Below are 26,839 nucleotides of genomic sequence, written 5' to 3' on the forward strand. Positions count from 1 at the left end.
ACCCTGTTACCGGGCTGCGGCTAAAATCAGGCGTCGGCCGCAACGCGCATTGTTACAATCTTGTCAGGATTACGCGGCGGCTCACCTTTCGCAAGCTGATCGATCACATCCATGCCTTCGGTGACCTTGCCCCACACCGTGTATTGGCGGTTCAGGAAGCTCGCATCGTCGAAGCAGATGAAGAACTGGCTGTTGGCGGAGTTCGGCGCAGCGGTACGCGCCATCGAGCAGGTGCCGCGAACGTGGGGCTCTGCATTGAACTCGGCCTTGATGTCCGGCTTGCTGGAACCGCCCGTGCCATTGCCTTTGGGGCAGCCGACTTGCGCCATGAATCCCGCGATCACGCGGTGGAACACGATGCCGTCATAAAACCCCTCACGGGCGAGTTCCTTGATGCGTGCAACGTGTCCCGGCGCAAGATCGGGGCGCAGCTCGATTTTTACCGGGCCTTTCGAGGTTTCGAGAAGCAGTATGTTTTCAAGGTCTGTCATGGGAATATCCTGTTTTGAGGGGGCGTTGATCACTGGCTATTGAATGAAGGCGATGGCGGCAAGCCCGCCGGGCATGTTAATATAGGTCGGTAACAAGGTTCCCGCAGGTTCATGATTGCAGAAACACTCTCCCTGGTCCTCACCGCCGTGCTCACCGTGATCGGCTTCGCGCACGTCGCATGGGCCTTTGGAGCGAGTTTTCCCTATGCAAACCGGCAGGCCCTTGCGCGCGCCGTCGTGGGCCGTCGCGGCATCACGCAAATGCCTTCCATGACGGCGTCGCTATTCGTGGCTGTTTGCATCCTGGGGGCGGCTGTGTGGGCCGCGCTCCTGGGCAGGTTGGTTATGCTGCCCGTCTCGCCATGGCTGCTGCTGGCCGGCGGTATGGTCCTGTCGGCGGTCTTCCTGTTCCGGGGCATTATCGGCGTCATGCCGGCATTCGAGCGCGCCCTGCCGGAACAGCCTTTCCTGACGCTCAACCGGCGCTTCTACTCGCCGCTATGCGTGCTGATCGGCCTCGGCTTCCTCGCGCTGACAATCGCCCTGCCAAACTGGTCCTGGCGCTTCAGCCTGCTCGGTTAGCCGCCGCGCGCCACCCGGCCTCATTGATCCGCGCCTGCAAGGATGCGCCATCACTACCCGGCGCTGCCATCATGTGCGCAAAGGCCCAGTGGTTGAGTTCAGTCGAGATCGTCACGTCCGCCTCGCGCCACGCCCGCGCCAGTCCGCCGCCCAGCACCACGCCCGTCGCCTTCACAATGTCTGATCGGTCAAACGCCCGCGGCCGCGCATCCACATGCACCAGAACGCCCGCATTGCCCGGCCGCCGTGTCACGTTTGAGAACATGCCACCCGGCCGCATCACCGGGTCAACGCCTGCCAGTAGCGCCACATCCCCATGCAATTGATGGCTCACGCGCAGGGCCGCATCGCTGCCCCAGCTATGGCCGACGAGCACCAGTTCATCGCCCTGCGACAGCGCCACGCGGCAATGCTCCAACACGCCGTCCAGATCATAATGGGCAAACCATGTCGCAGACCGTCCAACGCCCGCGCCGCTCTCAAGCAGCGCCCGCTGGCGGGCCTTCACATAGCTGACAACAAGCTGCGACTGTCCGTCCGCGGCGCCGCCGATATAGATCTCGGCAACGCCCCGTCCGTGCGCGTTGCGCCTATTCGGTATAGCGGTAACCGACGCCATAGAGCGTTTCGATCGCGTCGAACTCGTCGGTCACTTCGCGGAACTTCTTGCGCAGCCGCTTGATGTGGCTGTCGATGGTCCGGTCGTCGACATAGATCTGGTCGTCATAGGCGGCGTCCATCAGCTGGTCGCGGCTTTTCACATATCCGGGGCGCGAGGCGAGGGCCTGCAGGATCAGGAACTCGGTCACGGTCAGGCGCACAGGGTGGCCGTCCCAGGTACAGGCATGACGGTTCGGATCGAGTGTCAGCTTGCCGCGAACGATCGGCTTGTGGTCGCCCTCTTCAGGACCGGCCACGCCGCCGCGTGCACGCCGCAACACGGCTTTCACACGCTCGGCCAGCAGGCGATTGGAACAGGGTTTCCGCACGAAATCATCCGCGCCGATATTGAAGCCGATCACTTCGTCGATCTCTTCGTCCTTGGACGTCAGGAAGATCACCGGCAGCTCGCTGGTCTGGCGCAGGCGGCGCAGCAATTCCATGCCGTCCATCTTCGGCATCTTCACGTCGAGGATGGCAATGTCGGGCGGCGTCTCGGTGAGCGCGGGCAGGGCGGATTCGCCGTCATGATAGGTGCGGACATTATAGCCCTCAGCCTCAAAGAACATTTTCAGCGACGCAACAATGTTCTCGTCGTCATCCACCAGTGCCAAAGTTGTCATCGCTCGATCCTTCTCAACCAGAGTGTACCCCGTAACGGGGTCTGGCCGTTTTGCATTATGGTGTTCAACCACGGTTCGCGACATGACAAAAGCCCTCCTTCGGTGCTGTCCCAATGAAAACAGCAGACTAGGGCAAGCAAACGCTCACATTACGGCGATTTAAGGAATCATTGGGGCGACTGTGGCGGCAAACAGGATGCAACCCTCTGCCAACTCATCGGTTCATTGCGCAACTAAGGAGACAATGATGACTTTTCGGCTCACCCTGACCGCCTCCGTATCCGCCCTTCTGCTCGCGGCCTGTTCGCCAGATGCAGGGCGAACGACTGAGCCCGCAGAACCGACACCGGCGCCAGTCGAAACGCCATCAGCAACCCCGATAGAGGCCGCACCCGTTCAGGAAGCGCCTGCCGTAACCGAGCCTGTCCTCACGGCCAACGGCTACGGCCCGCTGACCGTGGGTATGACACGCGAAGCCGTGGTCGAGGCGATGGGCGGCCCGGCCAATGCGAATGCCGCCAGCGAGCCCTTCGCCTGCGAAATCTTCCACCCGTCCAATGCGCCGGAAGGCCTTTACGTCCTGCTACAGGAAGACAAGCTGGCAAGCGTCTATCTCACCAAGAGCGCGACGATTGAAACCGCTGAAGGTCTGAAGGTCGGTGACACCGCCGAAGCGGTGATGACGGCCTATGGCGACAAGGTCGTGAAGACGCCGTCCAAATACCTGGAAGCCCCGGCCGCTTACCTGACGATCTGGCGGTCCGGCAACACAAGCGCCGACTGGGTTGACGACCAGACCGCCCGCGGCATCCGCTTCAGCACCGGCACGGACGAAACAATCGAGCAGATCACAGGCGGCGGCCCCGCCATCCAGCTGGTTGAGGGATGTAGCTGAGAGGGCGAGGGATGCACGTGCCGCACCCGGCGCTTTGGGAGCGCTCATGCTGAGCGAAGTCGAAGCACGAGCGCGGGCGGGTAGGGCATGCGCTACCGCCGTCATCCTTCGACTTCGCTCAGGATGAGCTTGCTCGTGCGAGGCTAGTGTAGGGTGCATTAAGGCCAATGGCCGCAATGCGCCGCTCCAAGTCATCGATTGTGCATTGCGCTTCGCTTAATGCACCCTACAATTCCGACTACGGATCCAGCCGCACCGCCCCCTGCGACGCATTCCCCACATGTGCCGCGTACACTTTCAGTGCACGGCTCACTTTGCGGGGGCGGTCCTTCACCGGTTTCCAGGCCTTGTCGCCGCGGGCGTCCATGTCGGCGCGGCGGCGCGCGATTTCGGCGTCGTCGATCTTCGCATGGATCGTGCGGTTGGGGATGTCGATCTCGATGATATCGCCTTCCTCGACGAGGCCGATCAGGCCGCCTTCAGCCGCTTCCGGGCTGACATGGCCGATGGAGAGGCCGGACGTGCCGCCGGAGAAACGACCGTCGGTGATCAGGGCGCAGGCTTTGCCCAGCTTCATCGATTTCAGGTAGGAGGTCGGGTAGAGCATTTCCTGCATGCCGGGTCCGCCGCGCGGGCCTTCATAGCGGATGATCACCACGTCGCCAGCGGCAACGCCCTTGTTCAGGATGCGGTCGCAGGCTTCTTCTTGGCTTTCGCACACGATGGCGGGGCCGGAGAATTTGAGGATCGAGTCGTCAACGCCGGCGGTCTTCACCACACAGCCCTGCTCCGCGATATTGCCGAACAGAACGGCGAGCCCGCCATCCTGCGAGAATGCGTGCGCGGATGAGCGGATGACGCCTTTCTCGCGGTCGGTGTCGAGTTCCTTGTAGCGGCGCGACTGGCTGAACGCCTGCGTCGTGCGCACGCCGCCCGGCGCGGCGAGGAACAGTTCCTGCACGTCGGGGTCATTGGTCAGCGCCACATCCCACTTGGTGATGGCCTCGGCCATTGTGGCGGAGTGGATGGTGCGTACGCTCGTGTCGAGTTTCCCGGCGCGGTCCAGTTCGCCGAGGATGCCGAAAATGCCGCCCGCCCGGTGCACGTCTTCCATGTGCACATTGGCAACCGCCGGGGCCACCTTGCAGAGGCAAGGCGTGTCGCGGCTCAGCCGGTCAATATCGGCCAGCGTGAAGTCCACCTCGCCCTCGCTGGCAATGGCCAGCAGGTGCAGGATCGTGTTGGTCGACCCGCCCATGGAAATGTCCAGCGTCATCGCATTCTCGAACGCTGCCTTGTTGGCAATGCCGCGTGCGGAGACGGACTTGTCGCCTTCCTCGTAAAAGATCTTGCACAGGTCAACGATACGGCGTCCGGCGCGGCGGAACAGCTGCTCCCGGTCAGAGTGCGTCGCCAGCGTCGAGCCATTGCCCGGCAGGGCAAGGCCGAGGGCCTCGGCAAGGCAGTTCATCGAGTTCGCCGTGAACATGCCGGAGCATGAGCCGCATGTCGGGCAGGCGGCCTCTTCATAGGCCAGCACTTCGGCATCGGTGCGCTCGGGGTTGGCCGCCTCGATCATCGCGTCGATCAGGTCGACCGCTTTCAGCTCGCCGTCGATATTGACCTTGCCGGCCTCCATCGGGCCGCCGGACACGAACACGACCGGAATGTCGAGGCGCAGGGCGGCCATCATCATGCCGGGGGTGATCTTGTCGCAATTGGAGATGCAGACCATCGCATCGGCGCAATGCGCGTTGACCATGTATTCCACGCTGTCGGCGATCACTTCGCGGCTCGGCAGCGAATAGAGCATGCCGTCATGGCCCATCGCGATGCCGTCATCCACGGCAATCGTGTTGAATTCCTTGGCCACGCCGCCTGCAGCCTCGATCTCGCCTGCCACCAGCTGGCCGAGGTCCTTGAGGTGCACATGGCCCGGCACGAACTGGGTAAACGAGTTCACCACCGCAATGATCGGCTTGCCGAAATCGCCGTCCTTCATGCCGGTTGCGCGCCACAGGCCGCGTGCGCCGGCCATGTTGCGGCCATGGGTGGATGTGCGGGAACGATACAGGATTGCCACGATTTACCTCTCAAAGGTCATGTGCAGGGACAGACCCCGCCGCAATACAGCGCGCCCGGCCATTTATCAACAATAGGTGACGATGCGGGCCCGGCGGGTCAACCGCCCTGCGGCAGCCCCGCCCGACCGAACGACCACTTTCTGCTTGCACTTTCAAGTTGGATCCAGATGGTTGCAAGTGGCAAGAAGATAGGATGTGCCATGTCTCTCACGCTCTACTCCCACCCATTCTCGTCCTACTGCCAGAAGGTTCTGATCGCGCTCTGGGAGAATGAGACGCCGTTCACCTATCGTCACCTCGAAGACCCCGGAGCGGGCGAGGAACGGGCCGCCTTGTGGCCTTTCGGTCGCTTTCCTGTCCTCAAGAACGGTCCGGGAATGGTCGCGGAATCCAGCATCATCATCGAATATCTGGACATTCATCACCCCGGCCCGGTGCGCATGATCCCCGAGGATCGCGCCGCTGCCCTCGAAGTCCGCTTCATGGACCGCTTCTTCGATAACTACGTCATGACCGAGATGCAGAAGCCCGTCTTCGAGGCCATCCACGGCGATCAGGCCTCTACTGCAGCAGCCTTGGCCGCTGCGGCGACAGCACTCGACACGGCCTATACATGGCTCGAAGACAGACTGGCCGGGCGCACATGGGCCGCCGCCGAGACTTTCAGCATGGCAGACTGCGCGGCCGCTCCGTCGCTCTTCTACGCTGACTGGGTGCACCAGATCGGCGATCAGTTCCCAACCGTTCGCGCCTATCGCTCGCGGCTCCTGGAACGGCCATCCTTCGCGCGCGCTGTCGAGGAAGCACGGCCCTACCGCCACTACTTCCCGCTCGGTGCGCCAGACCGTGACTAGGGCAATGCGCTAATGCGCCTCGGCCCAGTTCTTCGCGGCACGCGCGTCAACGACAAGCGGCACGGACAGGTTCAGGGCCGGCAGGGCTGCGCCCTGCATCGTGTCCTGCGCCACCTTGATGAGCGTCTCGGCCTCGTTTTCGGGGCATTCGAACACGAGTTCATCATGCACCTGCAACAGCATGCGCGCCGTCAGGCCCGCCTTGGCCAGTGCGTCCGGCATGCGGATCATGGCGCGCTTGATCACGTCCGCCGCTGAGCCCTGGATCGGCGCGTTGATCGCCTGACGCTCGGCAAAGGCCTTGGCTGGCCCCTTGGACTTGATGGCTTCGAGATGGATCTTCCGCCCGAAAGCCGTCTTCACATAGCCGGTCCCTTTGGCAAAATCCTTGGTCTCGTCCATATAGGCGCGAATGCCGGGGAAGCGCTTGAAATAGGTCTTGATATACTCGGCCGCCTCGCCCTGCGGGATACCCAGCTGGCGCGCGAGGCCGAAGCCCGAGATGCCGTAGATGATCCCGAAATTGATGGCCTTGGCTTGGCGACGCACCATCGGGTCCATGCCTTCAATCGGCACGCCAAACATCTCGCTGGCTGTCATTGCGTGAATGTCGAGGCCGTTCAGGAAGGCCTCCTTCAGCGCCGGAATGTCGGCCATGTGCGCGAGGATGCGCAGCTCGATCTGGCTATAGTCGGCGCTGACGAGCACATTGCCTTCGTCAGCAATGAAGGCCTGGCGTATCTTGCGGCCTTCTTCCGTCCGCACCGGGATGTTCTGCAGGTTCGGGTCGGAGGATGACAGCCGCCCCGTCTGCGCTACGGCCATGGCATAGCTCGTGTGTACGCGGCCCGTCTTCTTGTTGATCGCGGCCTGCAGCGCCTCGGTATAGGTTGAGCGCAGTTTCGACAGCGTGCGCCAGTCGACAATCGTGCGGGGCAGGGGATGGCCCTCCGCCGCGAGGCCTTCCAGCACATCGGCATCCGTCACCCATGCACCCGTCTTGGTCTTCTTCCCGCCGGGCAGGCCCATCTCGTCGAACAGGATCTCGCCGAGCTGTTTCGGGCTGCCGATATTGAAGGCGCGGCCAGCCTGCTCCTCGGCTTCGGCTTCCAGCGCCGCCATGCGCTGGGAGAAGTCTGCCGACAGGCGCGAGAGCTGGTCGCGGTCCACCTTGATGCCTTCGCGCTCCATCTGTGCCAGCACAGGCACAAGGGGGCGCTCCAGAGTCTCGTAAACAGTGGTCACCTGCTCCGTGTGCAGCTTGGGCTTGAACGTCTGCCACAGGCGCAGCGTCACGTCGGCGTCCTCGGCGGCGTATTCCGTCGCCTTGTCCAGCGCCACGCGATCAAAGCTGACCTGCTGCTTGCCGGTGCCGGCGACTTCCTTGAACGGGATCGGCGAGTGGCCGAGATAGCGCTCTGACAGCGTGTCCATGCCATGGCTGTGCTTGCCGGCGTTCAGCACATAGGACAGCAGCATCGTATCGTCGATCGGTGCCACACGAATGCCCTGCGTGGCGAACACGCTGTCATCATACTTGATGTTCTGGCCAATCTTCAGGACGGACGCGTCCTCCAGCATCGGCTTCAGCGCCCGCATCGCATCCTTCATGCGGATCTGCCGTGGCGGATCGGCGCCGAACATGTCGCCATCGCCAGCAGCGTTCGGGTCCACGTGCGCAAGCGGAATGTAGCAGGCTTCGCCCGGCGCCAGCGCCAGCGAAACGCCGACAAGGTTTGCGGCCACGGAATCGAGACTGTCGGTCTCGGTGTCCACCGCGACATAGCCTTGCGCCATGGCGCGGGCGACCCATTCCTCCAGCCGCTCGAAATCGCGCACGGTCTCGTATTGGGTCCGGTCAATCGGCTCCTCGGCCGGCGGGGCGGCCTCGATGGCGCCTTCCATTTCCATGGACTCGCGCACGCGCCGCGTGATGGTGCGGAACTCCATCTCTTCGAGGAAGGCGATGAGCACTTCAGGGTCCGGGTCTGCCACGGCCAGCTCTTCCAGCGGCAGCTCCACCGGCACATCATCCTTGAGCAGCACCAGCTGTTTCGACAGGCGCACCTGTTCGGCATTCTCGATCAGGCTTTCGCGGCGCTTGGGTTGTTTGATCTCACCCGCGCGTTCCAGCAGCGTTTCGACATCGCCATATTCATTGATCAGCTGGGCGGCTGTCTTGATGCCGATGCCCGGCGCGCCCGGCACATTGTCCACGCTGTCGCCGGCCAGCGACTGCACATCCACGACGCGCTCCGGGCCTACGCCGAACTTCTCGAACACTTCTTCTATGCCCAGTGTCTTGTTCTTCATCGTGTCGAGCATAACGACGCGCTCGGATACGAGCTGCATCAGATCCTTGTCCGATGACACGATGGTGACGCGCGCGCCCTTGGCCTCGGCCTGGCGGGCATAGGTCGCGATCAGGTCATCGGCCTCATAGCCTTCCAGTTCCAGCGCATGTGCCGCAAAGGCAATAGAGGCGCGCCGCACCAGCGGGAATTGCGGGCGCAACTCTTCCGGTGGTTCAGACCGGTTCGCCTTGTACTGGTCATACATGTCATTGCGGAACGTGTGGGACGAGGCGTCGAAGATGCAGGCAAAATGCGTCGGCCGGTCCGGGCCTTTCAGCTCTTCCAGCAGCTTGAAAAGCATGTTGCAAAAGCCGGACACGGCGCCGATGGGCAGGCCGTCAGAGGCGCGTGTCAGCGGGGGCAGGGCATGGAAGGCGCGGAAAATATAGGCGCTCGCGTCCACGAGATAGAGGTGGCTATCCTTGGTAACGGGGGCAGTGGCCATGAGCAGGGAATCCTTTGCAGGCCGCAGGTTTAACGCCTTGAAGCGGGCCCGTCACCCGCTGCTTATCCTACACCGGCCCGGCGGGTGTATTATGTGCCCGTCGCCTGAATGGAGGCGAAGGGATGGAGCCAGCATGCGCGGCGCCATCTTTCGGGCAGGACGGGGAATCGCGACCCCAATTCCTGTCACACCAGCCAAACGACGCGGTCTCCTTCCTGCCCGCCCGACATATAAAGGAAACCGGACGCGATCCCCCCCGCGATCCGGTTTCCGGTGCTTGCGTTCCAGTTCAACCTAATTCGTGGTAATGTCCTCGCCTGAATTGCAAATCGGGAGGGACGCGCAATGTCGGAATACAAAGAACCTGCAAGCGTAAAAACGCCTTGGCATCTCTGGTTGGTCGGCGGGCTCAGCGTTTTTTGGAACGGCTTCGGCTGTGTGGACTATATCATGACGGCGACACGCAATGCGGCCTATCTGAAGCCTTATCCGCAGGAAATGCTCGACTATTGGCTCAATATGCCGACCTGGATGTGGGCAGCCTGGGCGGTGGGTGTCTTCGGCGGCCTCTTTGGCAGTCTCGCGCTGCTGCTGCGCCGCAAGGTGGCGTTTCCTTTCTTCGCCGCATCTTTCGTCACTTCGAGCATCAGCATGAGTTTCGGCTTTCTCGACAAGAATGCCCCGCGCATGGAAGGGGCCAACATCATGAGCGGCATCATCCTCCTTATCGCGTTCCTGCTCGCCCTTTACGCATGGTGGATGTCCCGGCGGGATGTCTTGCGCTGAGGCGGTTTCGGTCTAGCCTCCCGGTCCAGAAACGGGAGGAACAAGAATGACCGAGATGAACAAGACTTGGATACTGCGCGCGCGGCCTGTCGGCGAAGTGAAGGAGACCGATCTCGAACTGGTCGAGGCGCCGCTTGCGCCCCTGAATGAGGGCGAAGTTCGCGCCCGCACGATCTATCTGTCGCTCGACCCAACGAACCGTATCTGGATGAGCGACATGGACGCCTACCTGCCGCCCGTCGGCTTGGGAGACCCGATGCGCGGCGGCGGCCTTGGCCTCGTCACGGAGAGCCGTTTCGACGGACTGGAGCCGGGCGATATCGTCAATACCGGCCTCGCCCACTGGTCGCTCTATAACACGCTGCCCGGCGCGGGCCTTGCCAAGATGCCCCAGCTGCCCGGCGTGCCGCTCACGGCTTTCATGGGCCCCATCGGCGCAACCGGCATGACGGCCTATTTCGGCCTCATGGACATCGGCAAGCCGAAAGAGGGCGAAACCGTTGTCGTCTCTGCCGCTGCAGGCGCTGTCGGCTCCATGGTCGGCCAGATCGCCAAAATTCAAGGCTGCCGCGTCGTCGGCATCGCTGGTTCTGACGACAAGTGCAAATGGCTGGTCGAAACCGCCGGCTTTGATGCGGCGATCAATTACAAGAAGGAAGACGTCGGCGCGATGCTGGACAAGCATTGCCCCGATGGTATCGACATCAACTTCGAGAATGTCGGCGGCGAAATCATGGACGCGGTCATCGCCCGCCTCAACGACTTCTCCCGTATGCCGCTGTGCGGCCTGATCTCCACGTATAACGCCACGGACCCGGTGCCCGGCCCCTATAATTTCGCCAACCTGCTGATGCGCCGCACGCTGGTGAAGGGTTTCATCGTGATCGACTATTACCCGCGCTTTGCCGAGGGCATCCAGCAGATGGCCCAGTGGCTGATGGAGAGGAAACTCAAGTTCGAGACGGATGTTGTCCGCGGTCTCGAGAACGCGCCTTCCAGCCTGTCACGCCTGTTCGAGGGCAAGAACCTCGGCAAGCTCGTGGTTCAGGTCAGCGACGAGCCGAACAAGTCATGAGGTGGTGTGTCCTGTAGTGGAAGCTGCAGGACATGACATCTTTTTAATGACAAAAAAGTTACAATAAATGCGTCTCGTACAGCGACGGGTAATCCCCATCTGACCGTTTTAGTCATGTGATGCCGACCGGATCCTACCCCGGAAGGTGTCACATTCTTTCGTGTTCCCGCTGCTGGTACCTCCAAACCTCACCCCTGGCCTGCAGCGGAGTCCCCCCACGTCCCTCACCCTTGCAAGTGGGGGGGCTGCACGCGAAGCCCGGCTTTAAAGCACCAATGGCGCGATGAAATAGCCGATCAGGGTGATGATCAGGATTCCCATCAGGTTCACACGCAATCCGCGCTTCACCATGTCCTGGATCTGTATCTGCCCCGTTGAGTAGACGATGGCGTTCGGCGCTGTCGCGACCGGTAGCATGAACGCACAGGAAGCGGCTACGGCGGCCGGACCCAGCAGGCTGGCAGGCGCCATGCCCACGGCGACCGCGAGTGCCCCGAGAATGGGCGCCAGTGTCGTCATCGTCGCGACATTGCTGGTCAGCTCGGTCAGGAACAGGACCAACGCCACGACAACAGCGATGAACAGGATCGGCGGGAAGGATTCCATGATGGACAGCTGGTTCCCCAGCCATTCCGACAGGCCCGTGCGCGAGATCGCGTTGCCCAGCGCGATGCCGCCACCGAACAGAACCAGCACGCCCCAAGGCAGGCGTTCGGCTTCTTCCCAGTTCAGCAACATCCGCTTCTCGCCGCCACCAGCGGGCACGAGGAACATGATCACGGCGCCGGCCATGGCGATCATCATGTCCACTTCAGCGCCGCCAAAGGCAGCCAGTGTGCCCCAGCCCATCGCATCCAGCAGGTCGACAAGCCAGAGCCGCGACACCCAGAGCAGCGCGACAAAACCGAATACAATCGCGGCCCGCGTTTCCGGCTGCGTCATCCGCCCGAGCCCGCGTATATCCTTGCGCACGCGGTCGCGCACATCCTCTCCGCCTTCGAACCGGGGCAGGGACCGGGTGAGGATCCACCACGCTGCGGGCACCATCAGGGCTGCCGCCGGTACACCAAAGGCCATCCATTGCGGGAAGCCGATATTCCCGCCCATCTCGGCCTGCAGCCAGTTGATTGCGATCAGGTTCGTCGGCGTCCCGATAGGCGTCGCCACACCGCCAATGGAGGCAGCATAGCAAATACCCAGCAACAGGGCTGTGGCGAACCGCCCACTCTTGTCGCCGAGCGTCTGAGCCGCCGAGAGCGCAATTGGCATCATCATCAGGGTCGTCGCAGAGTTCGATATCCACATCGACAGCAGCGCCGTTGCCAGCATGAACCCGAAGATCAGCGCCTTGGGCGCCGCCCCGACCTGCGAGATAACGTTCAGCGCGATACGCTTGTGCAGGTCCCAGCGCTCGATGCCCATGGCAATGATGAACCCGCCCAGCAGAAGCAGGACGATGTAGCTCGCATAGTCCGCGCCCACCTGTCTCGGTGTGCCCGCGCCAATCAGCGGCAGGATAACGAGCGGCAGCAGCGATGTGGCTGGAATCGGGATGGCCTCGGTCGCCCACCATGTCGCCATCAACACCATCAGCGCGCCCGTATACCAGGCGGCTGTCGTCAGGCCGTCAGGCGGACCGAATAGAAGCATGATCCCGGCCAATACTGGTCCGAGGATCAGTCCGATTTTTTGTGCCCCCATAGTGCGTTCAGCTCCCCGTCATGGCCTTAAGGCCCGCTGTAAGGTCCGCGACGAGATCGTCAACGGCCTCCAGTCCAATATGAATGCGCAGCAATGGGCCGGATCGGGTCTCGGTCCAGCTCCCCTGCATGCGTGTCAGCTGGTGGTCGCACGGAATGATCAGGCTCTCAAAGCCTCCCCACGAGAATCCCATGGAAAACAGGTGCATTGCCTCAAAAAAGCGTTCGAGACCGCCTTCAGGCACCGGATTGAGGACGATTCCGAACAATCCGTTGGATCCGCTGAAGTCGCGCTGCCAGATTGCGTGGTCCGGATGCGACGGCAAAGCCGGGTTCAGCACCTCGGCGACTTCGGGGCGCGATTCGAGCCATTCGGATATGGCGAGCCCGGCCGCTTCGTGCGCTTTCAGACGGGTCTTCAGGGTACGCAGGCCCCGCACGCAGAGATAGGCGTCGTCCGGCGCGAGGCTGATGCCCCAGTCTTCGGCGAGGGCTTCGAGCCGTCCGGCCATGGCATTATCGCAGGTCATGACCGCGCCGCCAAAGGCATCGGAATGGCCCGCCGGGTATTTCGTGAGGGCCTGTGCCGAGAGGTCCACGCCCAGCGCCAGCGGCTGGTGATGCAGGCCGGCGCCCCATGTATTGTCCATGATCGTGCGAATGCCGCGTGCCTTCGCCACTTCAACAATGGCTGGCGTGTCGCTGACTTCGAAGGTCAGCGAGCCCGGCGATTCGAGGAAAATCGCTTTCGTGTTTTCCTGGATCAAGTCGGCAATCCCGGCGCCGATGCGTGGATCATAACGGTCTGTCTTGACGCCCATGGCGGGCAGGCGGCGTTCGCAGAAGCGGGCCGTAGGGCCATAGGAAGAGTCCGGGAAGAGCAGATGGTCCCCGGCGCGCACACAGCTTGCGATCGCCAGCGTGCACGCCTGCAGGCCGTTGGCCGCGAGGCGCGTATAGCTCGCGCCTTCCAGCTCGCACATGGCCGCTTCCAGCTCGCGGTGCACCGTCAGGCCCATGCGGCCATAGGTGGGCTTCGGGCCGTAGAGCGCGTCTTCCGTATCGAACAGCACCGTCGAGGCGCGCTCCACGGGAGGGTTTACCGTGACACGCCCCAGCCGGTCGCGCCGCGTGTGGATCAGTCGCGTTTCGAGATGCTTCATCAGGCTTCGGTCGCAATCGGGCGGGACGGGTCGGAGGCCCATTCGGTCCACGATCCGTCATACACAGCGACATCCCAGTTGCCTAGGCGAGCCAGGGCCAGCGCCGTGACGGCGGCGGTAACGCCCGAACCGCACGTTGTGACCGTCGGTGCCATCGGGTCCTTAAACAGGCCTGCCAGCTGCTTGGCTGATTTCATGTGGCCGTCTTCGGTGATCAGGGCGCTGCCAGGCAGGTTCATGCTGCCGGGTATATGACCCGATTTCAGCCCTTCGCGGGGCTCCGGCACGCGGCCGAAAAACCGCCCGTCCGGCCGCGAGTCGATGATTGCCAGACGCGCCGAGCCAACGGCCTTTTCGAGGCCTGCGGCATCCATCACGAGATCGCTGCGAACGCGCGGCGTGAAATGGCGTTCGCTGACCATGGGCGGCATGTCTTCCAGCTCTCCGCCGGCTTCCACCCATGCGGCCAGCCCGCCATCCAGCACATGGACATCGGTATGGCCCATCACGCGCAGCATCCACCAGACACGCGCTGAGGCGAAGAACCGGTTCTGGTCGTACACGACGATGCGGTTACCATCGCCGACGCCCAGCTTACGGATGCGCGACGAGAACTTCACGGCATCGGGCAGCATGTGCGGGTAGGGCGACGTGTCATCGGCAACATGGTCGATATCGAAAAAGGTGGCGCCCGGAATATGGCCGCGCGCCCAAACTTGTCGTCCCGTCTCGGGCGGATTGGTGAAGTCGGCAAAATAGGTCGCATCGAGCACACGCACATCCGGTGCATCAAAGTTTTCAAGCAGCCATTCGGCGCTGACGAGGGGATCGCCTGACTCCATCTATTTCGTCTCCATCCACGGTGGCACCGGCAGGTCCTTCGACCGAAGGAATTCCGGATTATAAAGTTTCGATTGGTACCTGTTGCCATAGTCGCACAGCATCGTCACGACCGTATGACCCGGTCCCAGGTCGCGCGCCATTTTTACGGCGCCTGCCACATTGATACCCGCTGAGCCGCCAAGGCAAAGCCCTTCCGTCTGCACGAGGTCGAAAAGTATGTGGAGCGCTTCGGCGTCGCTGCACCGATAGGCGCGGTCGACCTCAATGCCTTCGAGATTGGCCGTGATGCGCCCCTGGCCGATGCCTTCCGTGATCGAGGTGCCTTCGGACTTCAACTCGCCATTGGTGAAGTATTCGTACATCGCTGCGCCGCCCGGATCGGCAAGGCCGATCTGCACCGACTTGCGCTTCTCCTTCAGCGCCAGCGAGACACCGCCCAGCGTGCCACCGGAACCGACGGCGCAGATGAAGGCGTCGAGCTTGCCGTCGGTCTGGGTCCAGATCTCCTGACCTGTCGTGTCGTAATGCGCCTTGCGGTTTGACACATTGTCGAACTGGTTGGCCCAGATGGCGCCGTTTGGTTCCGACTTGGCGAGGTCTTCGGCGAGGCGGCCGGAAAACTTGATGTAATTGTTCGGATTGGCATAGGGCACGGCGTCCACTTCAATCAGCTCGGCGCCGAGCAGGCGAATGGCGTCCTTCTTCTCCTGGCTCTGGGTGCGGGGCATGACGATCACGACGCGGTAGCCAAGCGCCGCGCCCACCAGCGCCAGCCCGATGCCCGTATTGCCAGCTGTGCCTTCGACAATCGTGCCGCCGGGCTTCAGCTGGCCGGCCGCTTCAGCGTCGCGGACAATGCCCAGCGCGGGTCGATCCTTGACCGACTGGCCGGGGTTGAGAAACTCGCACTTTCCAAGAATTTCACACCCGGTTTCATCTGAAACCTTGTTTAGGCGCAGCAGCGGCGTATTTCCGATCAGGTCAATGACTGAGCGATGTGTGGTCATGCGGGAAGGTCCGGTTGGTTTGAGGTGGCGGTGCCCGATCAAGCTAGGGTGCGGCGGCCCAATGCACAACTGCTGCAGCCATGCTTGCGCAAGTGATCCATATGCCCGTCCGTGCCGTACAAGACTTGAAACCATTTATTTACCCTAAAAGGCCGCCCCCGCCGATGACCGAATCCTACGCCTCCTTCATGCTGGATCATGCAGCCGGAAATCATGACGGCGCGCTTGAGCTGGCGGGCGACATGCATATGTTGCTGAACCCGAAAGGGGCCGAAACGGCCTGGCTTTGGTCCGTTATTGGCGGCGCGATGCTCGAACAGCGCCCGCCATCCGAGCCGACCAATACCCAAAAAGCCAAGCCATGGCGCCGCAAGGCCCGCAAAATGGCGCAAAGCGCCCGGGATCTGCTGGCAATGGCCGAGTCGTCTCTGGAATGGAAACGCGGCATTTCCGGCATTTCCTATGCAACCACCGGCACGACGGGCGCCAAGTTCATCAAGCTGAAACCCGGCCAGTCTGCTCCGGCCCATGGCCATGGGTCTCTTGAAGCGACGGTCGTCCTCCAGGGCCAGTTCAGCGATGGGCATGGCGTCTACAAAAGGGGGGACCTCGTTCTCGGTGAACCCGGAAAACGCCACAAGCCCGCTGCAGTCGGTGACGAGACGTGCATCTGCTTTATTGCCGAAACCAGCCACCCTCTCTGGAACCTGTTCCGATGATCAGACACGCCTTCACAACGGTCGCGCTTTCCCTGCTGCTTGGGCCTGCATGGGCCGACAATATACCTGCGTCTGGTCCCGGACTGGTCACGGAAAACCCCTGGCAGCCACAGGACGGCGACCGCATTGCCTTTGATGTTCTGCGGAAGGGCAAGCCGTTCGGCACCCATACGGTTTCCTTTACCGTTGCCCCAGACGGCACATTGAAGGCCACAACTGATGTGCGTCTGAAGGCCGGGCTCGGCCCGATCACGGTGTTTCACTACGAACTGGATGCCACTGAAACATGGAAAGACGGCACGCTCGTCGCCCTGAAAGGCGCCGTGGATGACAATGGCAAGGATGGCTCGGTCAGCGCCGTGCGGGCGGGCGATGAGCTTGAGGTAAACGGCACCGAATATACGGGCGAGGCGCCGCTTGGCATCCTGCCATCGAGCCACTGGAACTTTGCGCAGACCCAGGCGAAAGAGCTTCTCTCGACCGAGGACGGCGAACTACTGAAGGTCAAAGTCATCGACAAGGGCATGGACACGGTCACCGTGGCCGGAAAGCCGGTTGACGCGCACCATTACCTCATGGACTCCGCCATCGACGTCGATCTCTGGTATGATGATCAGGGCCGCTGGGTGAAGTTGTCCTTCGTCGCCCGTGACCAACAGATCGATTACGTGCTGACCCAGCCCTACTAAGCCCGTAGGCCAGAGGCTATTCGCTCTCCGGCGCCGGCGCAGGCTCTTCCTTCTTTTTCTTCTTGTTGAACAGGCCACCCAGAGCGTCGATGGCGGCTTTCTCGGCCGCGTCCTCGATTGTGGGTGCCTTGGTATCAGGCTCCACGGTTTCCGTGGCTGCGCCGTCGGTGGCGGGTGCGGGCTGTGCCTGATTGCCGCCGAGAACCGTGCCGAGGATTGCGCCTGCATCGCCGCCGAGCTTGCCTGTCAGTTCGTCCTTCAGCTTGTTGCCGAGTTCCGCCTTGAGGGCCGACTGGATGCCGGACGTATCCGGCGAGACCTTGAGCTTGGTCCACGAACCCGAAATGCGCACAGGCACCGGAATGCCGTTCAGCTGGATGACACTGCCGTCGCCCTGGCCCTTCTTGTCGACACTCGTGGCGAGGCGGACGTCCAGCGACTGGCCGCCAATGTTGATCTTGCCGGACCCGTCAATGCCGAGGACCGGGTTGATCAGTTTCATCAAGTCCACATTGGCGACACCATCCGTGATGGTGAGCACCGTGTCGAAGCTCGTGAAGTCTGTCTCGGCGGATGGCGAGAGGGCCGACGAGAAGTCGAGATTGGCGAGGCTGCCGGTTGTCAGAGCGCTTTGCAGTGACTGGGCGCTTCGCACCAGTTGGGCGACATTCAGACCCTTCAGGGCGCCGTCCGTCAGGTTCGTGGTGACCTTGCCGTCCAGCGCATTGACGATGTCATAGAGCGAGTTGCCGGTCGCCGCGCCCGTGAGCTGGAAGCCGCCGGTGCCGGTCAGCTTGTCAAAGCCGGCGAGCGTGCCGAGCAGGCTCGACATACCGACGCCGCTGCCATTCATCGTGAAGTCCATGGCAGGCATGGCGCCCTGTGCGTTGACGTTCAACTTGCCGTTCCAGTTGCCACCGAAGGCCTTGAACTGGGAAAGGTCGGTGGCGAGCTTGCCATTGTTCAGCGTGGTCGAGAGGGCAGCATCGGTCAGCTTGACCTTGCCGATCGTGAGGGCGCTGGTCTTTATCTTGATGTCTGCGTCGACGGCCTTGAGGCCTGCGAGATCCAGCGGCTCCTTGCTCCAGCCGGAATTGGCTGTGGCGGGCTTTTCGGCCGGGTCGCCTTCGCCAAGGAAAGGCGAGAGATCGAGCGGGCCCATGTCGAGGTCGCCGGTGATTTTCGGCCGTTCGCCGGTGAGGTCGACCCCTGCCGTGCCCTTGCCCGTAATATCGTCGAGCGTAAGCGTCAGGCCGGTCAGGTTCAGCTTCTTGAAGCTGCCCTTGATGGCGCTGTCGACCTTGAAGGTTTTTAGCGTCTCGCCGGGCGCCATCTCCACGTCAGCCGCCTTGAGCAGGGCGCGCAGTTCGTTGCTGGAGGCATTGACCTGACCATTGACTGTGCCGTCGCCCCCAAGGCCGACGGCCCCCATATAGCTTGCATTGAGGAGAGCGCCGGTGTGCTTCACGTCGAGATTTGCGAGGTTCAGCGCATCGACCGGGCCTTTGATGGCGCCCTTAAGCTCTACGCGCTCAAGCGCATCGCTCGCTGGAATCTCAATCCCCATCTCGGCGGCGAGATCCCCAGCCTGCGGGAGGACAGCGGAGAGCTGCCCGTCTACCGTGATTGCCTCACCGAGGGAGACCGTGCCGGTATAGCCAGCGTCGATCAGCTTGCCTTTGATGGTGAGGGTTTCGAACGTGATCTGAGGCGCCTCAAGCGAGCCTGAAAGCGTCGCCTTCACGTCTGCGCCACCGAGTGGGGCGACATTGTATGGCATCTCCACGTCGGCAAACTTGGTTAGATCGGCAATGCTGGGGGCCGAGAGGCTCAGCGTGCCGGCAAGGGCCGACGCGTCGCCCATCGTGATGCTGCCATCATAGTCGGCATTCACAAGGCCTGACTTCAGGCTGAGCTTGGCGGATGCGGGTGAGTTGCTCGTCAGGGCCTCAGGGGAATCGAGATCGAGGGTGACGTCGAATTTTTCGCCCTGGAAAAGGCCGGATGCCTTGATGTCCACGGGCTGGTTCATCGCCTGCATGGAGGCCTGCAGGTCCAGCTCCTTCAGTTCATAGGTGCTGCCGGCCGCATCGTCGCGATAGGTGAGGCTGGCATTTTCAAGCCGGGCGGAGGCAATGCCCGCATCGAAGCCGCCACCGGAGCTTTCATTTGTCTCCTTGGGCTCGGAAGACGTGGCGAACTCCCAATTGGCTTTGCCGTCTGCCAGACGGTGCAGGTCGACATTGGCATCGACGAAGGCAATCTCCTGCACATCGACGCGCCGCGAGAGGAGGGGCAGCCATTTGACCGATCCACGTAGTTCGCCGGCCTCGATCATGTTCGGACGATCAAAGCCTTCAGGGTTGGCCACCGTCACGCCGCCGATGCTGGCGGCGATTCGGGGGAAGACCGAGATTTTGACGTCGCCTGTCAGGGTCACCTCGCGTTGCAGGGCGTTCGTCGCGGCTTTTTCGATCTGATTGCGATAAACATCCTTGGGCACGAGGAAGGGAATCACCAGTGCCGCCACCGCAAGCAGGCCGACAATCCCTGCGATAATAAGCAATATCCGTTTCATGTGGCCGTCCTGTTTGCTGCGAACCAATCCGATAATTGTATAATGTGACCGATGAATGACCAGAGAATAGCAGATAATCGAAAATAGCCTGACGTTACGCGCTTGACCGTCCATCCCCGCTTGATTAGAGAGGCGCTTCGCCGCCTTGCGGCTGAAGAAAATACGCGGGTGTAGCTCAGTCGGTTAGAGTGCCGGCCTGTCACGCCGGAGGTCGCGGGTTCAAGTCCCGTCACTCGCGCCATTTCTCTCGAAATGGACTTCATATAAGACATTGAAAGCAAACGGATTTAACAGATCCGGTTGCTTTTCTTTGTCTGAAATGGCCGGAAATTGTGGACCAAATTGGGACCATTTTGTGGACCAATGGCCGATGTCATGAAGCGCGTCGAAGACAATTCTTACCTCGAGCGAAGAGGCCGGGTCTGGTGGTACAATCGCCGGGTCCCGACCAGGTGTGCTCACCTCGATACGCGCAGGCGAATCAAGGAGTCGCTTGGCACGACCTCCGTGGAGCAGGCGCGGTATAAACGGGACCTGCTGGCGGAGGCCGACGATCACTACTGGGCCTCGCTCCAGATTGCAGAGGAAGCTGGTCCGGCAACGAACCGCGAAGTCTCGGAAGCGATATCTCGTCGCTACAGGATGGCGACGGTGAAGGCGCTGGCATGCGGGTTCACCTACAAGCCGATCGATCATCTCGCCACCGAGGCGTCGCTGGAAGAAACGCTCGCGCGTTTGCTTGCTGTCCACACACAGGCCGGACCGGCTGAGATTCCGAGGGAGCGGGACGCTGAGGCTTTGCTGGGTGGTGCGACGAAACCCACGATCCCGGTCTCGGATGCCTTCGAGGTCTATCTGAGCGAGATCGCCTACAACGCCCAACTCTACAAGTCGCCAAACCAGCGAGCGTCCTGGGAGAAGACCAAGCGGACATCTATCCAGTACTTCATCGATTTTGCCGGCGACATCGCCCTGGAAGAGATCACGCGTGCACTCGCGCTGAAATACCAGCAGCACTGGGCAAAGCAGGTTAAACCCAAAGACGGGAAAGTCTCGCCCGTCGCGCCCAACACGGCCAATCGCCACATCGGAAACATCCGCTCGCTCTACGGCGACTATTTCAAGCATGTCGGCGAGGAAGAGCGGCCCAATCCATTCCGGAACATGCATTTCAAAGCAAAGGCGCGCGCCGAAGTGCCACCCTACTCAAGCGAATGGGTCCGGACGAAGGTGCTCGCGCCTGGCGCAACACGCAAATGGCGCCCGGAATTGCAGCTCATCACCCTGATGCTGATCGAGACAGGTTGCCGGCCCAGTGAGATCATCAACCTGCGGGTCGAAGACTTCCATATCGAGGAGCCCGTGCCGTACATCTCGATCAAGGCCCGCACAGACAGGGAAGTCAAAACAGACACATCCGAGCGGGATATTCCTCTGGTGGGTATCTCCCTTGAGGCGGCCAGACGGGCCGCCCCTCGCGCCTTCGCGCACTATTATGACAAGGGTGAGCTCTTCTCCGCCAACATGATGAAGAACTTCCGCAATCGCGGCCTGCTGGAGTCCCCGGATCACAAGATCTATTCGTTCCGACACGCATTCGAAAAACGCATGCAGGAGGCCAATATCGATTACGGCCTGCGCTGCCTCCTCATGGGCCACAAGACGACACGGCCGGTTTATGGGGATGGCGGGTCACTCGCATACAGGCGGGACGAGTTGCTCAAGATTGCGCATCCGTTTGATGCGCGGGTGATGGAGCTGTTTGAGCGGGAGAATGCGGGGTGGGCCCTGGGTGGTGGTCTGGACGGCAGTTAGGGACGCGATAGTGTTGAACAAGTCGGCTGTTGTGGGCAACCGAGATACTGAATGATGGAGGCGGTGCGTCATCCGGGTACCAATAAGTAGACGGGGATTGGTAGCTTGGCGAGTTACCTCAGGTTCCATGCTGTAGAAGCGAGGAGGAACTCGTCTTGTGCCCCACTTGGTCAACTAAGGTGTAGGCGGTCGAGCTTGAGGATGCTTGTGAGGTGGGTGAACAACATCTCGACCTTTTCCCGCTCGCGTCTGAACGTGGCATAGGCGCTTGAAGCCTTGGATGCGCCGGGCAATATAACGGGCCTCCTCCTGAACCGATCGGAGTTGGGCCGTTGCTGTCAATCGGCGACGGCCTTGCAATGAAATCACTGGGGTATCGCTACCGCAATCGGTCCAGTCTCCTGCAGTGGTCGGCGCCGCACTGCGTGGCCAGTGCGCTGCAGGACCGATGAAGCAGTAGCGGGAAACCGTCGGTGGCACCCGACTCGAACAACGACAAAGGCAACAATCTGTCAATTTTTGATTGACGAAAGCGAGAGGTTAGTTAACATCAGTACACGTTTGGGGTGTACGCGATGAGAAGCGCGATTTTGGCTGTTGTTGTTTGTCTCCTACTGGCCGACGCGGGGATGGCCCAAGCCACGCGAGTTGCAGCTGAATTATGCGATTGTACCGGCACTTGTCCGGAGAAGTCCGACGTACCAAGATCTTCTGCGATGCTTGCCAAGGCTGCATCATTCGATGTTTCGCTTCTGGAGTTCCAGCGCAGTCTAAATCTCGTCGTTCCATTCAAAACCCGCGATAGAGTTTCACCAGACGACATGCTGCTGCGTTTTTCAGGCTCGCAGCCGGGACATGCACCACTGCTTATCGACCGCAGCGGCCAAGAGGTCGCTCAGATTGACGTCGCTCTTCTACGTGAGCGCATCACGACGTCTTCAGCTCTTGAAAAGCAAACTTCGTTTCGGTGGCAAAGTCAAAGTCCTGAAAAGGTAATAGATCCGATCCTAAAGAAGGGCGACTTCTTACCGCCATCGACGCCGCGTGGTCAGTTACTCTGCCGTGCTGCTGTTCAAGCCTCGACGTCGCCTGTAGCGAAGAGCTGCGCTGAAGCTGTCGCAAATCTCTGTCCGAGGGGCACGAATGTGTCCTCCTGCAGCATCTATGAAATTCAATCAAGAATTGCTGGCGGCGACCCGGGCACGGTGGCTGCGCTTCTCTCTTATGACAGCGCCTGCCTTCGCAGCGACACGCCAGCACTGGGTGCTTCCTCCTTCGATTTTGAAACGATCAACTCGCGCACTGGCGTCTTGTCGATCAATATGACCAACGCCAAATCCACTTGCGGTATAATTGCTCAGGGCATCCCTTCGACGGACAAGATTTTCTGCAGCGCCGTAGTGATTGAGCCTGGCAGGATTATGACCGCAAGGCACTGCTTCATAAACGGTCAAAGTGAATGGCGGGACATCTCGGCTTGCCTTCCGCAGGGCGCGGTCGAATTTGCAACGCTGAAGGATCCTGAGACTCGTCATGTCATCGCCAGCGTGCACGGTGTGTCCGAAGTCCTCAAACGCACAAATGTCGGCGACGACTTCATGGTTCTCGACCTCAAAACGCCGGTCTCAGGGGTCACGGGACAGGTCGCGCAGACGGCTCCCACGCCGTTCGGCGAGGCCGTCATATTTTCGTACCATGATCTCGTCACTCCCGCTGGCGCGACGACCTTGCCAAGGTGGCGTCAGAAGGCGCGATGGAGTCTGCCATCGTGCTCATTCACGCAGGTAAAGAATGCCTGCGCGCTGACGAAATGCCAGTCCATTGAAATGTACAGCGGGGCACCGGTTTGGGCGCTTGATGAAGCAGGCGCCACGAGTCTCGCTGGCATCCAGGTCCAGGGTGGGGGAGCTGGGCTCGCAGCTTGTGCAACGCCAGGCTCAGCGACGATTCCGTCAGTATACGATACAAATCTTTCTATACGGGGGTATGCGAAATGACCAAGCCGAAAATCGGCCATTTTGACATTAGGTGCATCTGCGCCGCGGGGCTGAGCCTCGCCGTGCTGCTGCCCGGTTGCGCATCATCCGCGCCTGGCGCGACAGGTGCGGCTACTCCAAAGTCCAGACTTGCGGCATATACGATCATCGGCAAGGAGGGCGAAGCATGCACAGCCACACCCGCGAAATCCGGCCCTGAAACCGTGTTGCTCGATCTCTTCGCGCCGTTCGCTATTGAGCTTGCCAAGAACGGGCTCGATGAACTGGGTACGGCCATACAGGCGGTCTCTGAAGCAAAAACTGTCGAAAGGGCGACCAGTTCCAGTCCGATGTTCTTGGCGCAGTCGAAATTCTTGGCGGCCGACGCTTTGGGAGCCGATGGTAATCCGGTTGGTCGGCACCAGTACAATGTGGCATACTCAAGCCGCTGTATTCACGCAATCGTTGTCGATGAGGTGGCAGCCTCCCAGCTCGCGCCCGCAACTACCCGGATCACACCTGTTGATATTTCAAAGCAAACAAAAGCCGGTATCGATTCTGCCATTCGCACCAGCGTTCAGCCGCACCTTCCCGCAACCATAACGACCATCCGTTTCTATGCTGCGTTTGAGATGCGGCTCGATGAAACTAGCGCATTCCGGCAAGTTTACTATAATGCGCGACCGGCGCTCCTGTACTATAATCAGTCTGTTGCTGGCAGGGATTTCAAGCTTGGCGCCGTGACGCTGCAGCTCGACGCGGCCTGGGATCCGGGAAAGTCGATGTGGACGTACCCGCTTCTTCTCGCCGGCAACCCGATGACGCCGGGCGAGGTGCGTATTGAACCGCTTCCAGATGGCCTGTTGCTCTCGGCGCCGACATTGTCGCCCGAAGATATCAAAGGCATTCAAGCGATCCGGGATACGGTCGTCAAACTGAATACTGCGATGGAGGCAACGGACGCCGTGAAGAGCCTGCAGTCAAGATCGGACGCACTGGCCAAAACGCAGAGCGAACTTGTCTTCCGCAAATGCGAGATGGACCATAAGGGTAAGCGGGTGGAGATCGACTACTGCAAGGACACGGCGACCGCTGGGGCGGAAGCCACTGCGCTGACCCAGCTGAAGACAGAAACTATAGAGGAGACAGCGCTTCTCAAGAAAGGGATATCTCTCGCCAATCCAAGAGACCGCGATGGTCTTGGTGCGTACAACGCAACCGTCGTTTTTTCCGAGACGAGGGATGCGAATGCCTTCGGGCTCTCCGTTGCGAAAGCGCTAAAGAGCGCTAAGGCCGCCCAGGATACGGCCGTCACCAACTATTTAAATGGGCAGCTTGGCGTGACGGCGGATGCCTCGACTCTGTTGGCTGACAATGCCTATCGTCTGTCTCGCTTCGACTACGACCAGGCGATTGCAGCTTACGAGAAAGCTAAGACCGCCGGTGATGCAAGCGACATCGCGGCTAAGCAACGCGCGCTGATCGTTGCCTACAATGATCTGCTGACTAAAGCTGAAGGCTTGACACATAAGCCTAACTTGCCTCCGGCTCCCTATTAGACGAGCCGGCGGTTTTGTCGCGTCTGAGGCGATGACAATACGACGTGAGCGTTGCATGCTTTGACTTGGGTCTGCAGCCCACTGGGAGACCCGATGGCTGCGGCTGGGCTCTGCGCAAGGGCCAAAAAGGGCGCACTTGCCCGGCTTTCCGGTCTCGCAAACAGCCTCGGCGACAAACGATGTTTCGAAGCAGAGTATGTTGTGGAGATGCGAGATGCAGCGACGTCATGTGCCTTGGCGATTGAACTATCTAACAACCTGCAAAGAGTACATCGATCAGCTAGATGCTGCAGGGGCATGAATCTGAACGACATCTCTTGTTCTTCAGGTTGCTTAGATGACCCTGTCGAAAGTGCGCGACAGCACTCTGTTCTATCGGAGAAGGTAAACGATGCGCCGGAATCAAAAATGCTGTACCGGCGATTTCCAGCCCGTCGAATGGCTCTCCACCAATGTCGGTTTCTGAGATCATTCAGTTCTGGTCCAGCTGAACGAGGACAATCTATCATCTGCTTCCCATGATTGTGGCGGCATGCTGAATTTCTGTCCGTGGAACTCACAGATTGCGTGAACGCCTGCCTTGTTGAACAGGAGACGCCAGGTCTGGTTCTGTGTTGGGGCCTTCGCTGCGAAGGCTGTACAGGTCAGTATGGCCGCATTGGGTTTGTGCACGGGATCACGAACGGATGCGTAGCCGATGAGGTCGATGCTTTCCTTGCGGGCGGCTTCTTCCAGTTGCTGGCAGGCTTCGTAGTCTGACGGGTGTGCCCAGAGGTCGTTTGCTGTGCTGAACGGTCTGGTGGTCAGGTCAATCGCGGCATCTGTCCTGACGGGGACGTCGAAGGCTGTGTGTTCGCTGGGGCGCGACGGAAACGGCGTGGCGGGCGAGTCTGCGTAGAAGAGCAGGAGGTGAAACGCTGTTTCGATGATGGCGGTCTTCGGGTCATCGGAGACGTAGTAGACGCCTTGTGTTGGGCCGGCGCGGCGGAAGCGGGAGCCATTGGGATAAAGGCCATAGCGAAACGGCGTCATGTAGAGATAGTGCAGCCCCTGGCATTCCGGGGGAACCGGGGGCTTGGTCTCTTCAAGGATGTCTTCAAGCAGTCTTTGCTCGTCCAGCGTGTCGACAAGCTGAAGCGTGGAGACGACATGTTGGGCCTCCACGCAGCGCCAGTAGGTCCGCTCGATACTCGTGCGCTCAGAGCGGAGCGCGTCTTGAATCCAGATAGGCAAGGCCATGGGTCAGTCCCGTAATCGTTTTGATCTGATCAAGTGGACGGCCGCCAAGCGCCCGGTTCTCATTGCGCAGCCAGGCATTCGAAACCTGTGTATCGCCGCCAGTGATCGCATCGAGCGAGCGGAACAGGCGAACAAAGAGCGCGCCGAGTTCAAAGGCCTTGGAGCCTTCTTCGAGCCGGTACTCATCCTTGCGCATCCGCGAGACTGTCGGTTCTGAAATGCCGAGAATCGTGGCGAGGTCTTTTCCTGAAAGACCAAGCTTTTCGGCGGCCCGGACAACGGCCATGGTCATCACCCGGGCGCGTTCTTCAATACTGGCTGCAAGCACCTGAGACATGACACGATCCTTTCTATTGAAATAATATATAGGTTTTATTTCTGAAGAAATCAAGAATGGTGTCTTTCTGCCTGGTCAGTCAGGGGTCTCGGGCTGAGGGCGGCTTCAATCCTGTCTGTCGCCGAGCGGCGTTTCTGAACCTCCCGGTCAAACCGGTCGAACAGGGGAAAGTACTTCTCCCCGCAATGCCGCACGACCAGGGCTGCGATCCGGCGGCCCTCTTCAAGGTCTTTCAAGGTCAGGCTCATGATCGGTCCCTCCTGTCTCTTAGCCGGGCGCCGCACGCTTCCACATCATGACGCCGGTGCCGTCTGTCTCGTTCTCGAAGAAGGCAGCGCGCACGGGCGCGGCGAAACTCGGATCAT

The 26,839-nt window shown here is 60.8% G+C and carries 24 protein-coding genes, 1 tRNA gene and 1 pseudogene; 11 read left to right on the plus strand and 15 right to left on the minus strand.

The features are described 5' to 3' along the window. Positions 1-26: 26 nt before the first annotated feature. On the minus strand, positions 27-491 hold the full coding sequence (locus tag HOC_RS11655; RefSeq protein ID WP_035538725.1) for a peptidylprolyl isomerase: 465 nt from the start codon (positions 489-491) through the stop codon (positions 27-29). Between the two features lie 111 nt (positions 492-602). On the opposite strand from HOC_RS11655, the gene HOC_RS11660 reads away from it, so the two are divergent. Continuing rightward, on the plus strand, positions 603-1,073 hold the full coding sequence (locus HOC_RS11660; protein ID WP_051624809.1) for a DUF3995 domain-containing protein: 471 nt from the start codon (positions 603-605) through the stop codon (positions 1,071-1,073). On the opposite strand, the gene HOC_RS11665 is transcribed toward HOC_RS11660, so the two are convergent. Together HOC_RS11665 and HOC_RS11670 are read right to left on the minus strand one after the other, a co-directional pair. Next, positions 1,057-1,692: a hypothetical protein gene (locus tag HOC_RS11665; protein WP_035538727.1), complete on the minus strand. Its 636-nt coding sequence runs from the start codon at positions 1,690-1,692 to the stop codon at positions 1,057-1,059. The two genes, HOC_RS11660 and HOC_RS11665, sit on opposite strands and share 17 nt — an antisense overlap. Further along, positions 1,664-2,356 carry a response regulator transcription factor gene (locus HOC_RS11670; protein ID WP_034738323.1) on the minus strand — a complete coding sequence of 231 codons (693 nt, stop codon included), beginning with the start codon at positions 2,354-2,356 and terminating at the stop codon, positions 1,664-1,666. Before HOC_RS11670 ends, HOC_RS11665 begins: the two co-directional genes overlap by 29 nt. A gap of 244 nt (positions 2,357-2,600) precedes the next feature. On the opposite strand from HOC_RS11670, the gene HOC_RS11675 reads away from it, so the two are divergent. Then, positions 2,601-3,251 (plus strand): RAD23 family protein, encoded by a 651-nt coding sequence (locus HOC_RS11675; protein ID WP_035538728.1) that lies wholly within the window; start codon positions 2,601-2,603, stop codon positions 3,249-3,251. 238 nt (positions 3,252-3,489) lie between these two features. Here the strand turns inward: HOC_RS11675 and ilvD are convergent, their stop codons facing one another. Continuing rightward, entirely contained in the window at positions 3,490-5,328 is a 1,839-nt protein-coding gene (ilvD, locus tag HOC_RS11680) for a dihydroxy-acid dehydratase (RefSeq protein ID WP_035538795.1), read from the minus strand. A 207-nt stretch (positions 5,329-5,535) separates the two neighbouring features. On the opposite strand from ilvD, the gene HOC_RS11685 reads away from it, so the two are divergent. After that, a complete protein-coding gene (locus HOC_RS11685) occupies positions 5,536-6,189 on the plus strand; it encodes a glutathione S-transferase family protein (RefSeq protein WP_035538729.1) in 654 nt (217 codons plus the stop codon). A gap of 9 nt (positions 6,190-6,198) precedes the next feature. Here the strand turns inward: HOC_RS11685 and polA are convergent, their stop codons facing one another. Then, entirely contained in the window at positions 6,199-8,988 is a 2,790-nt protein-coding gene (gene polA, locus HOC_RS11690) for a DNA polymerase I (protein WP_035538731.1), read from the minus strand. A 345-nt stretch (positions 8,989-9,333) separates the two neighbouring features. On the opposite strand from polA, the gene HOC_RS11695 reads away from it, so the two are divergent. Together HOC_RS11695 and HOC_RS11700 are read left to right on the plus strand one after the other, a co-directional pair. Beyond that, on the plus strand, positions 9,334-9,774 hold the full coding sequence (locus HOC_RS11695; protein ID WP_035538732.1) for a hypothetical protein: 441 nt from the start codon (positions 9,334-9,336) through the stop codon (positions 9,772-9,774). 55 nt (positions 9,775-9,829) lie between these two features. Then, the gene (locus tag HOC_RS11700; protein WP_206741566.1) at positions 9,830-10,849 is read left to right on the plus strand and encodes an NADP-dependent oxidoreductase; all 1,020 of its coding nucleotides are present in this window, start codon (positions 9,830-9,832) and stop codon (positions 10,847-10,849) included. Between the two features lie 264 nt (positions 10,850-11,113). Here the strand turns inward: HOC_RS11700 and HOC_RS11705 are convergent, their stop codons facing one another. The 4 genes from HOC_RS11705 to HOC_RS11720 are packed head-to-tail and all read right to left on the minus strand — an operon-like array spanning position 11,114 to position 15,562. Continuing rightward, positions 11,114-12,550, minus strand: coding sequence for an SLC13 family permease (locus tag HOC_RS11705; protein WP_035538736.1), 1,437 nt, complete (start codon positions 12,548-12,550; stop codon positions 11,114-11,116). Positions 12,551-12,557: 7 nt separating this feature from the next. Beyond that, positions 12,558-13,712, minus strand: coding sequence for a cystathionine beta-lyase (gene metC, locus HOC_RS11710; RefSeq protein ID WP_035538737.1), 1,155 nt, complete (start codon positions 13,710-13,712; stop codon positions 12,558-12,560). Further along, complete coding sequence (locus tag HOC_RS11715; RefSeq protein ID WP_035538739.1) at positions 13,712-14,554, minus strand: sulfurtransferase; 843 nt, start codon at positions 14,552-14,554, stop codon at positions 13,712-13,714. The genes metC and HOC_RS11715 overlap by 1 nt, the downstream gene beginning before the upstream one ends. Continuing rightward, positions 14,555-15,562 carry a cysteine synthase A gene (locus HOC_RS11720; RefSeq protein ID WP_035538741.1) on the minus strand — a complete coding sequence of 336 codons (1,008 nt, stop codon included), beginning with the start codon at positions 15,560-15,562 and terminating at the stop codon, positions 14,555-14,557. Between the two features lie 164 nt (positions 15,563-15,726). Between HOC_RS11720 and HOC_RS21265 the strand changes: the two genes are divergently transcribed. Then, a complete protein-coding gene (locus tag HOC_RS21265; protein WP_051624810.1) occupies positions 15,727-16,281 on the plus strand; it encodes a cupin domain-containing protein in 555 nt (184 codons plus the stop codon). After that, entirely contained in the window at positions 16,278-16,970 is a 693-nt protein-coding gene (locus tag HOC_RS11730) for a DUF6134 family protein (protein ID WP_051624811.1), read from the plus strand. Before HOC_RS21265 ends, HOC_RS11730 begins: the two co-directional genes overlap by 4 nt. Positions 16,971-16,986: 16 nt before the next feature. Here HOC_RS11730 and HOC_RS11735 read toward each other — a convergent pair whose 3' ends face one another. Continuing rightward, entirely contained in the window at positions 16,987-19,548 is a 2,562-nt protein-coding gene (locus HOC_RS11735; protein ID WP_162174833.1) for an AsmA family protein, read from the minus strand. 164 nt (positions 19,549-19,712) lie between these two features. Between HOC_RS11735 and HOC_RS11740 the strand changes: the two genes are divergently transcribed. Together HOC_RS11740 and HOC_RS11745 are read left to right on the plus strand one after the other, a co-directional pair. Further along, positions 19,713-19,789: transfer RNA gene (locus tag HOC_RS11740), tRNA-Asp, on the plus strand. Positions 19,790-19,923: 134 nt separating this feature from the next. Beyond that, positions 19,924-21,363, plus strand: a complete 1,440-nt coding sequence (locus tag HOC_RS11745; RefSeq protein WP_241766992.1) for a DUF6538 domain-containing protein — start codon at positions 19,924-19,926, stop codon at positions 21,361-21,363. A 173-nt stretch (positions 21,364-21,536) separates the two neighbouring features. Here HOC_RS11745 and HOC_RS22705 read toward each other — a convergent pair. Next, positions 21,537-21,684: pseudogene (locus HOC_RS22705) on the minus strand (IS5/IS1182 family transposase); the annotation flags it as partial. Positions 21,685-22,079: 395 nt separating this feature from the next. Here HOC_RS22705 and HOC_RS11750 point away from each other — a divergent pair. Further along, entirely contained in the window at positions 22,080-23,360 is a 1,281-nt protein-coding gene (locus HOC_RS11750) for a trypsin-like serine protease (RefSeq protein WP_035538745.1), read from the plus strand. Continuing rightward, the gene (locus HOC_RS11755) at positions 23,357-24,898 is read left to right on the plus strand and encodes a hypothetical protein (RefSeq protein WP_035538747.1); all 1,542 of its coding nucleotides are present in this window, start codon (positions 23,357-23,359) and stop codon (positions 24,896-24,898) included. The genes HOC_RS11750 and HOC_RS11755 overlap by 4 nt, the downstream gene beginning before the upstream one ends. A 468-nt stretch (positions 24,899-25,366) precedes the next feature. Here the strand turns inward: HOC_RS11755 and HOC_RS11760 are convergent, their stop codons facing one another. The 4 genes from HOC_RS11760 to HOC_RS22880 all read right to left on the minus strand — a co-directional run. Beyond that, positions 25,367-26,137, minus strand: a complete 771-nt coding sequence (locus tag HOC_RS11760) for an RES family NAD+ phosphorylase (protein WP_035538749.1) — start codon at positions 26,135-26,137, stop codon at positions 25,367-25,369. Beyond that, positions 26,097-26,474, minus strand: coding sequence for an antitoxin Xre/MbcA/ParS toxin-binding domain-containing protein (locus tag HOC_RS11765; RefSeq protein WP_035538752.1), 378 nt, complete (start codon positions 26,472-26,474; stop codon positions 26,097-26,099). The genes HOC_RS11760 and HOC_RS11765 overlap by 41 nt, the downstream gene beginning before the upstream one ends. Positions 26,475-26,524: 50 nt before the next feature. Beyond that, positions 26,525-26,722, minus strand: a complete 198-nt coding sequence (locus HOC_RS11770; RefSeq protein WP_035538754.1) for a hypothetical protein — start codon at positions 26,720-26,722, stop codon at positions 26,525-26,527. A gap of 19 nt (positions 26,723-26,741) precedes the next feature. Beyond that, positions 26,742-26,839 (minus strand): DUF736 family protein (locus HOC_RS22880; protein ID WP_162174834.1); only part of this gene is annotated, 98 nt, incomplete at its 5' end.

The organism is Hyphomonas oceanitis SCH89 (genome assembly GCF_000685295.1).
GTDB lineage: Bacteria > Pseudomonadota > Alphaproteobacteria > Caulobacterales > Hyphomonadaceae > Hyphomonas > Hyphomonas oceanitis.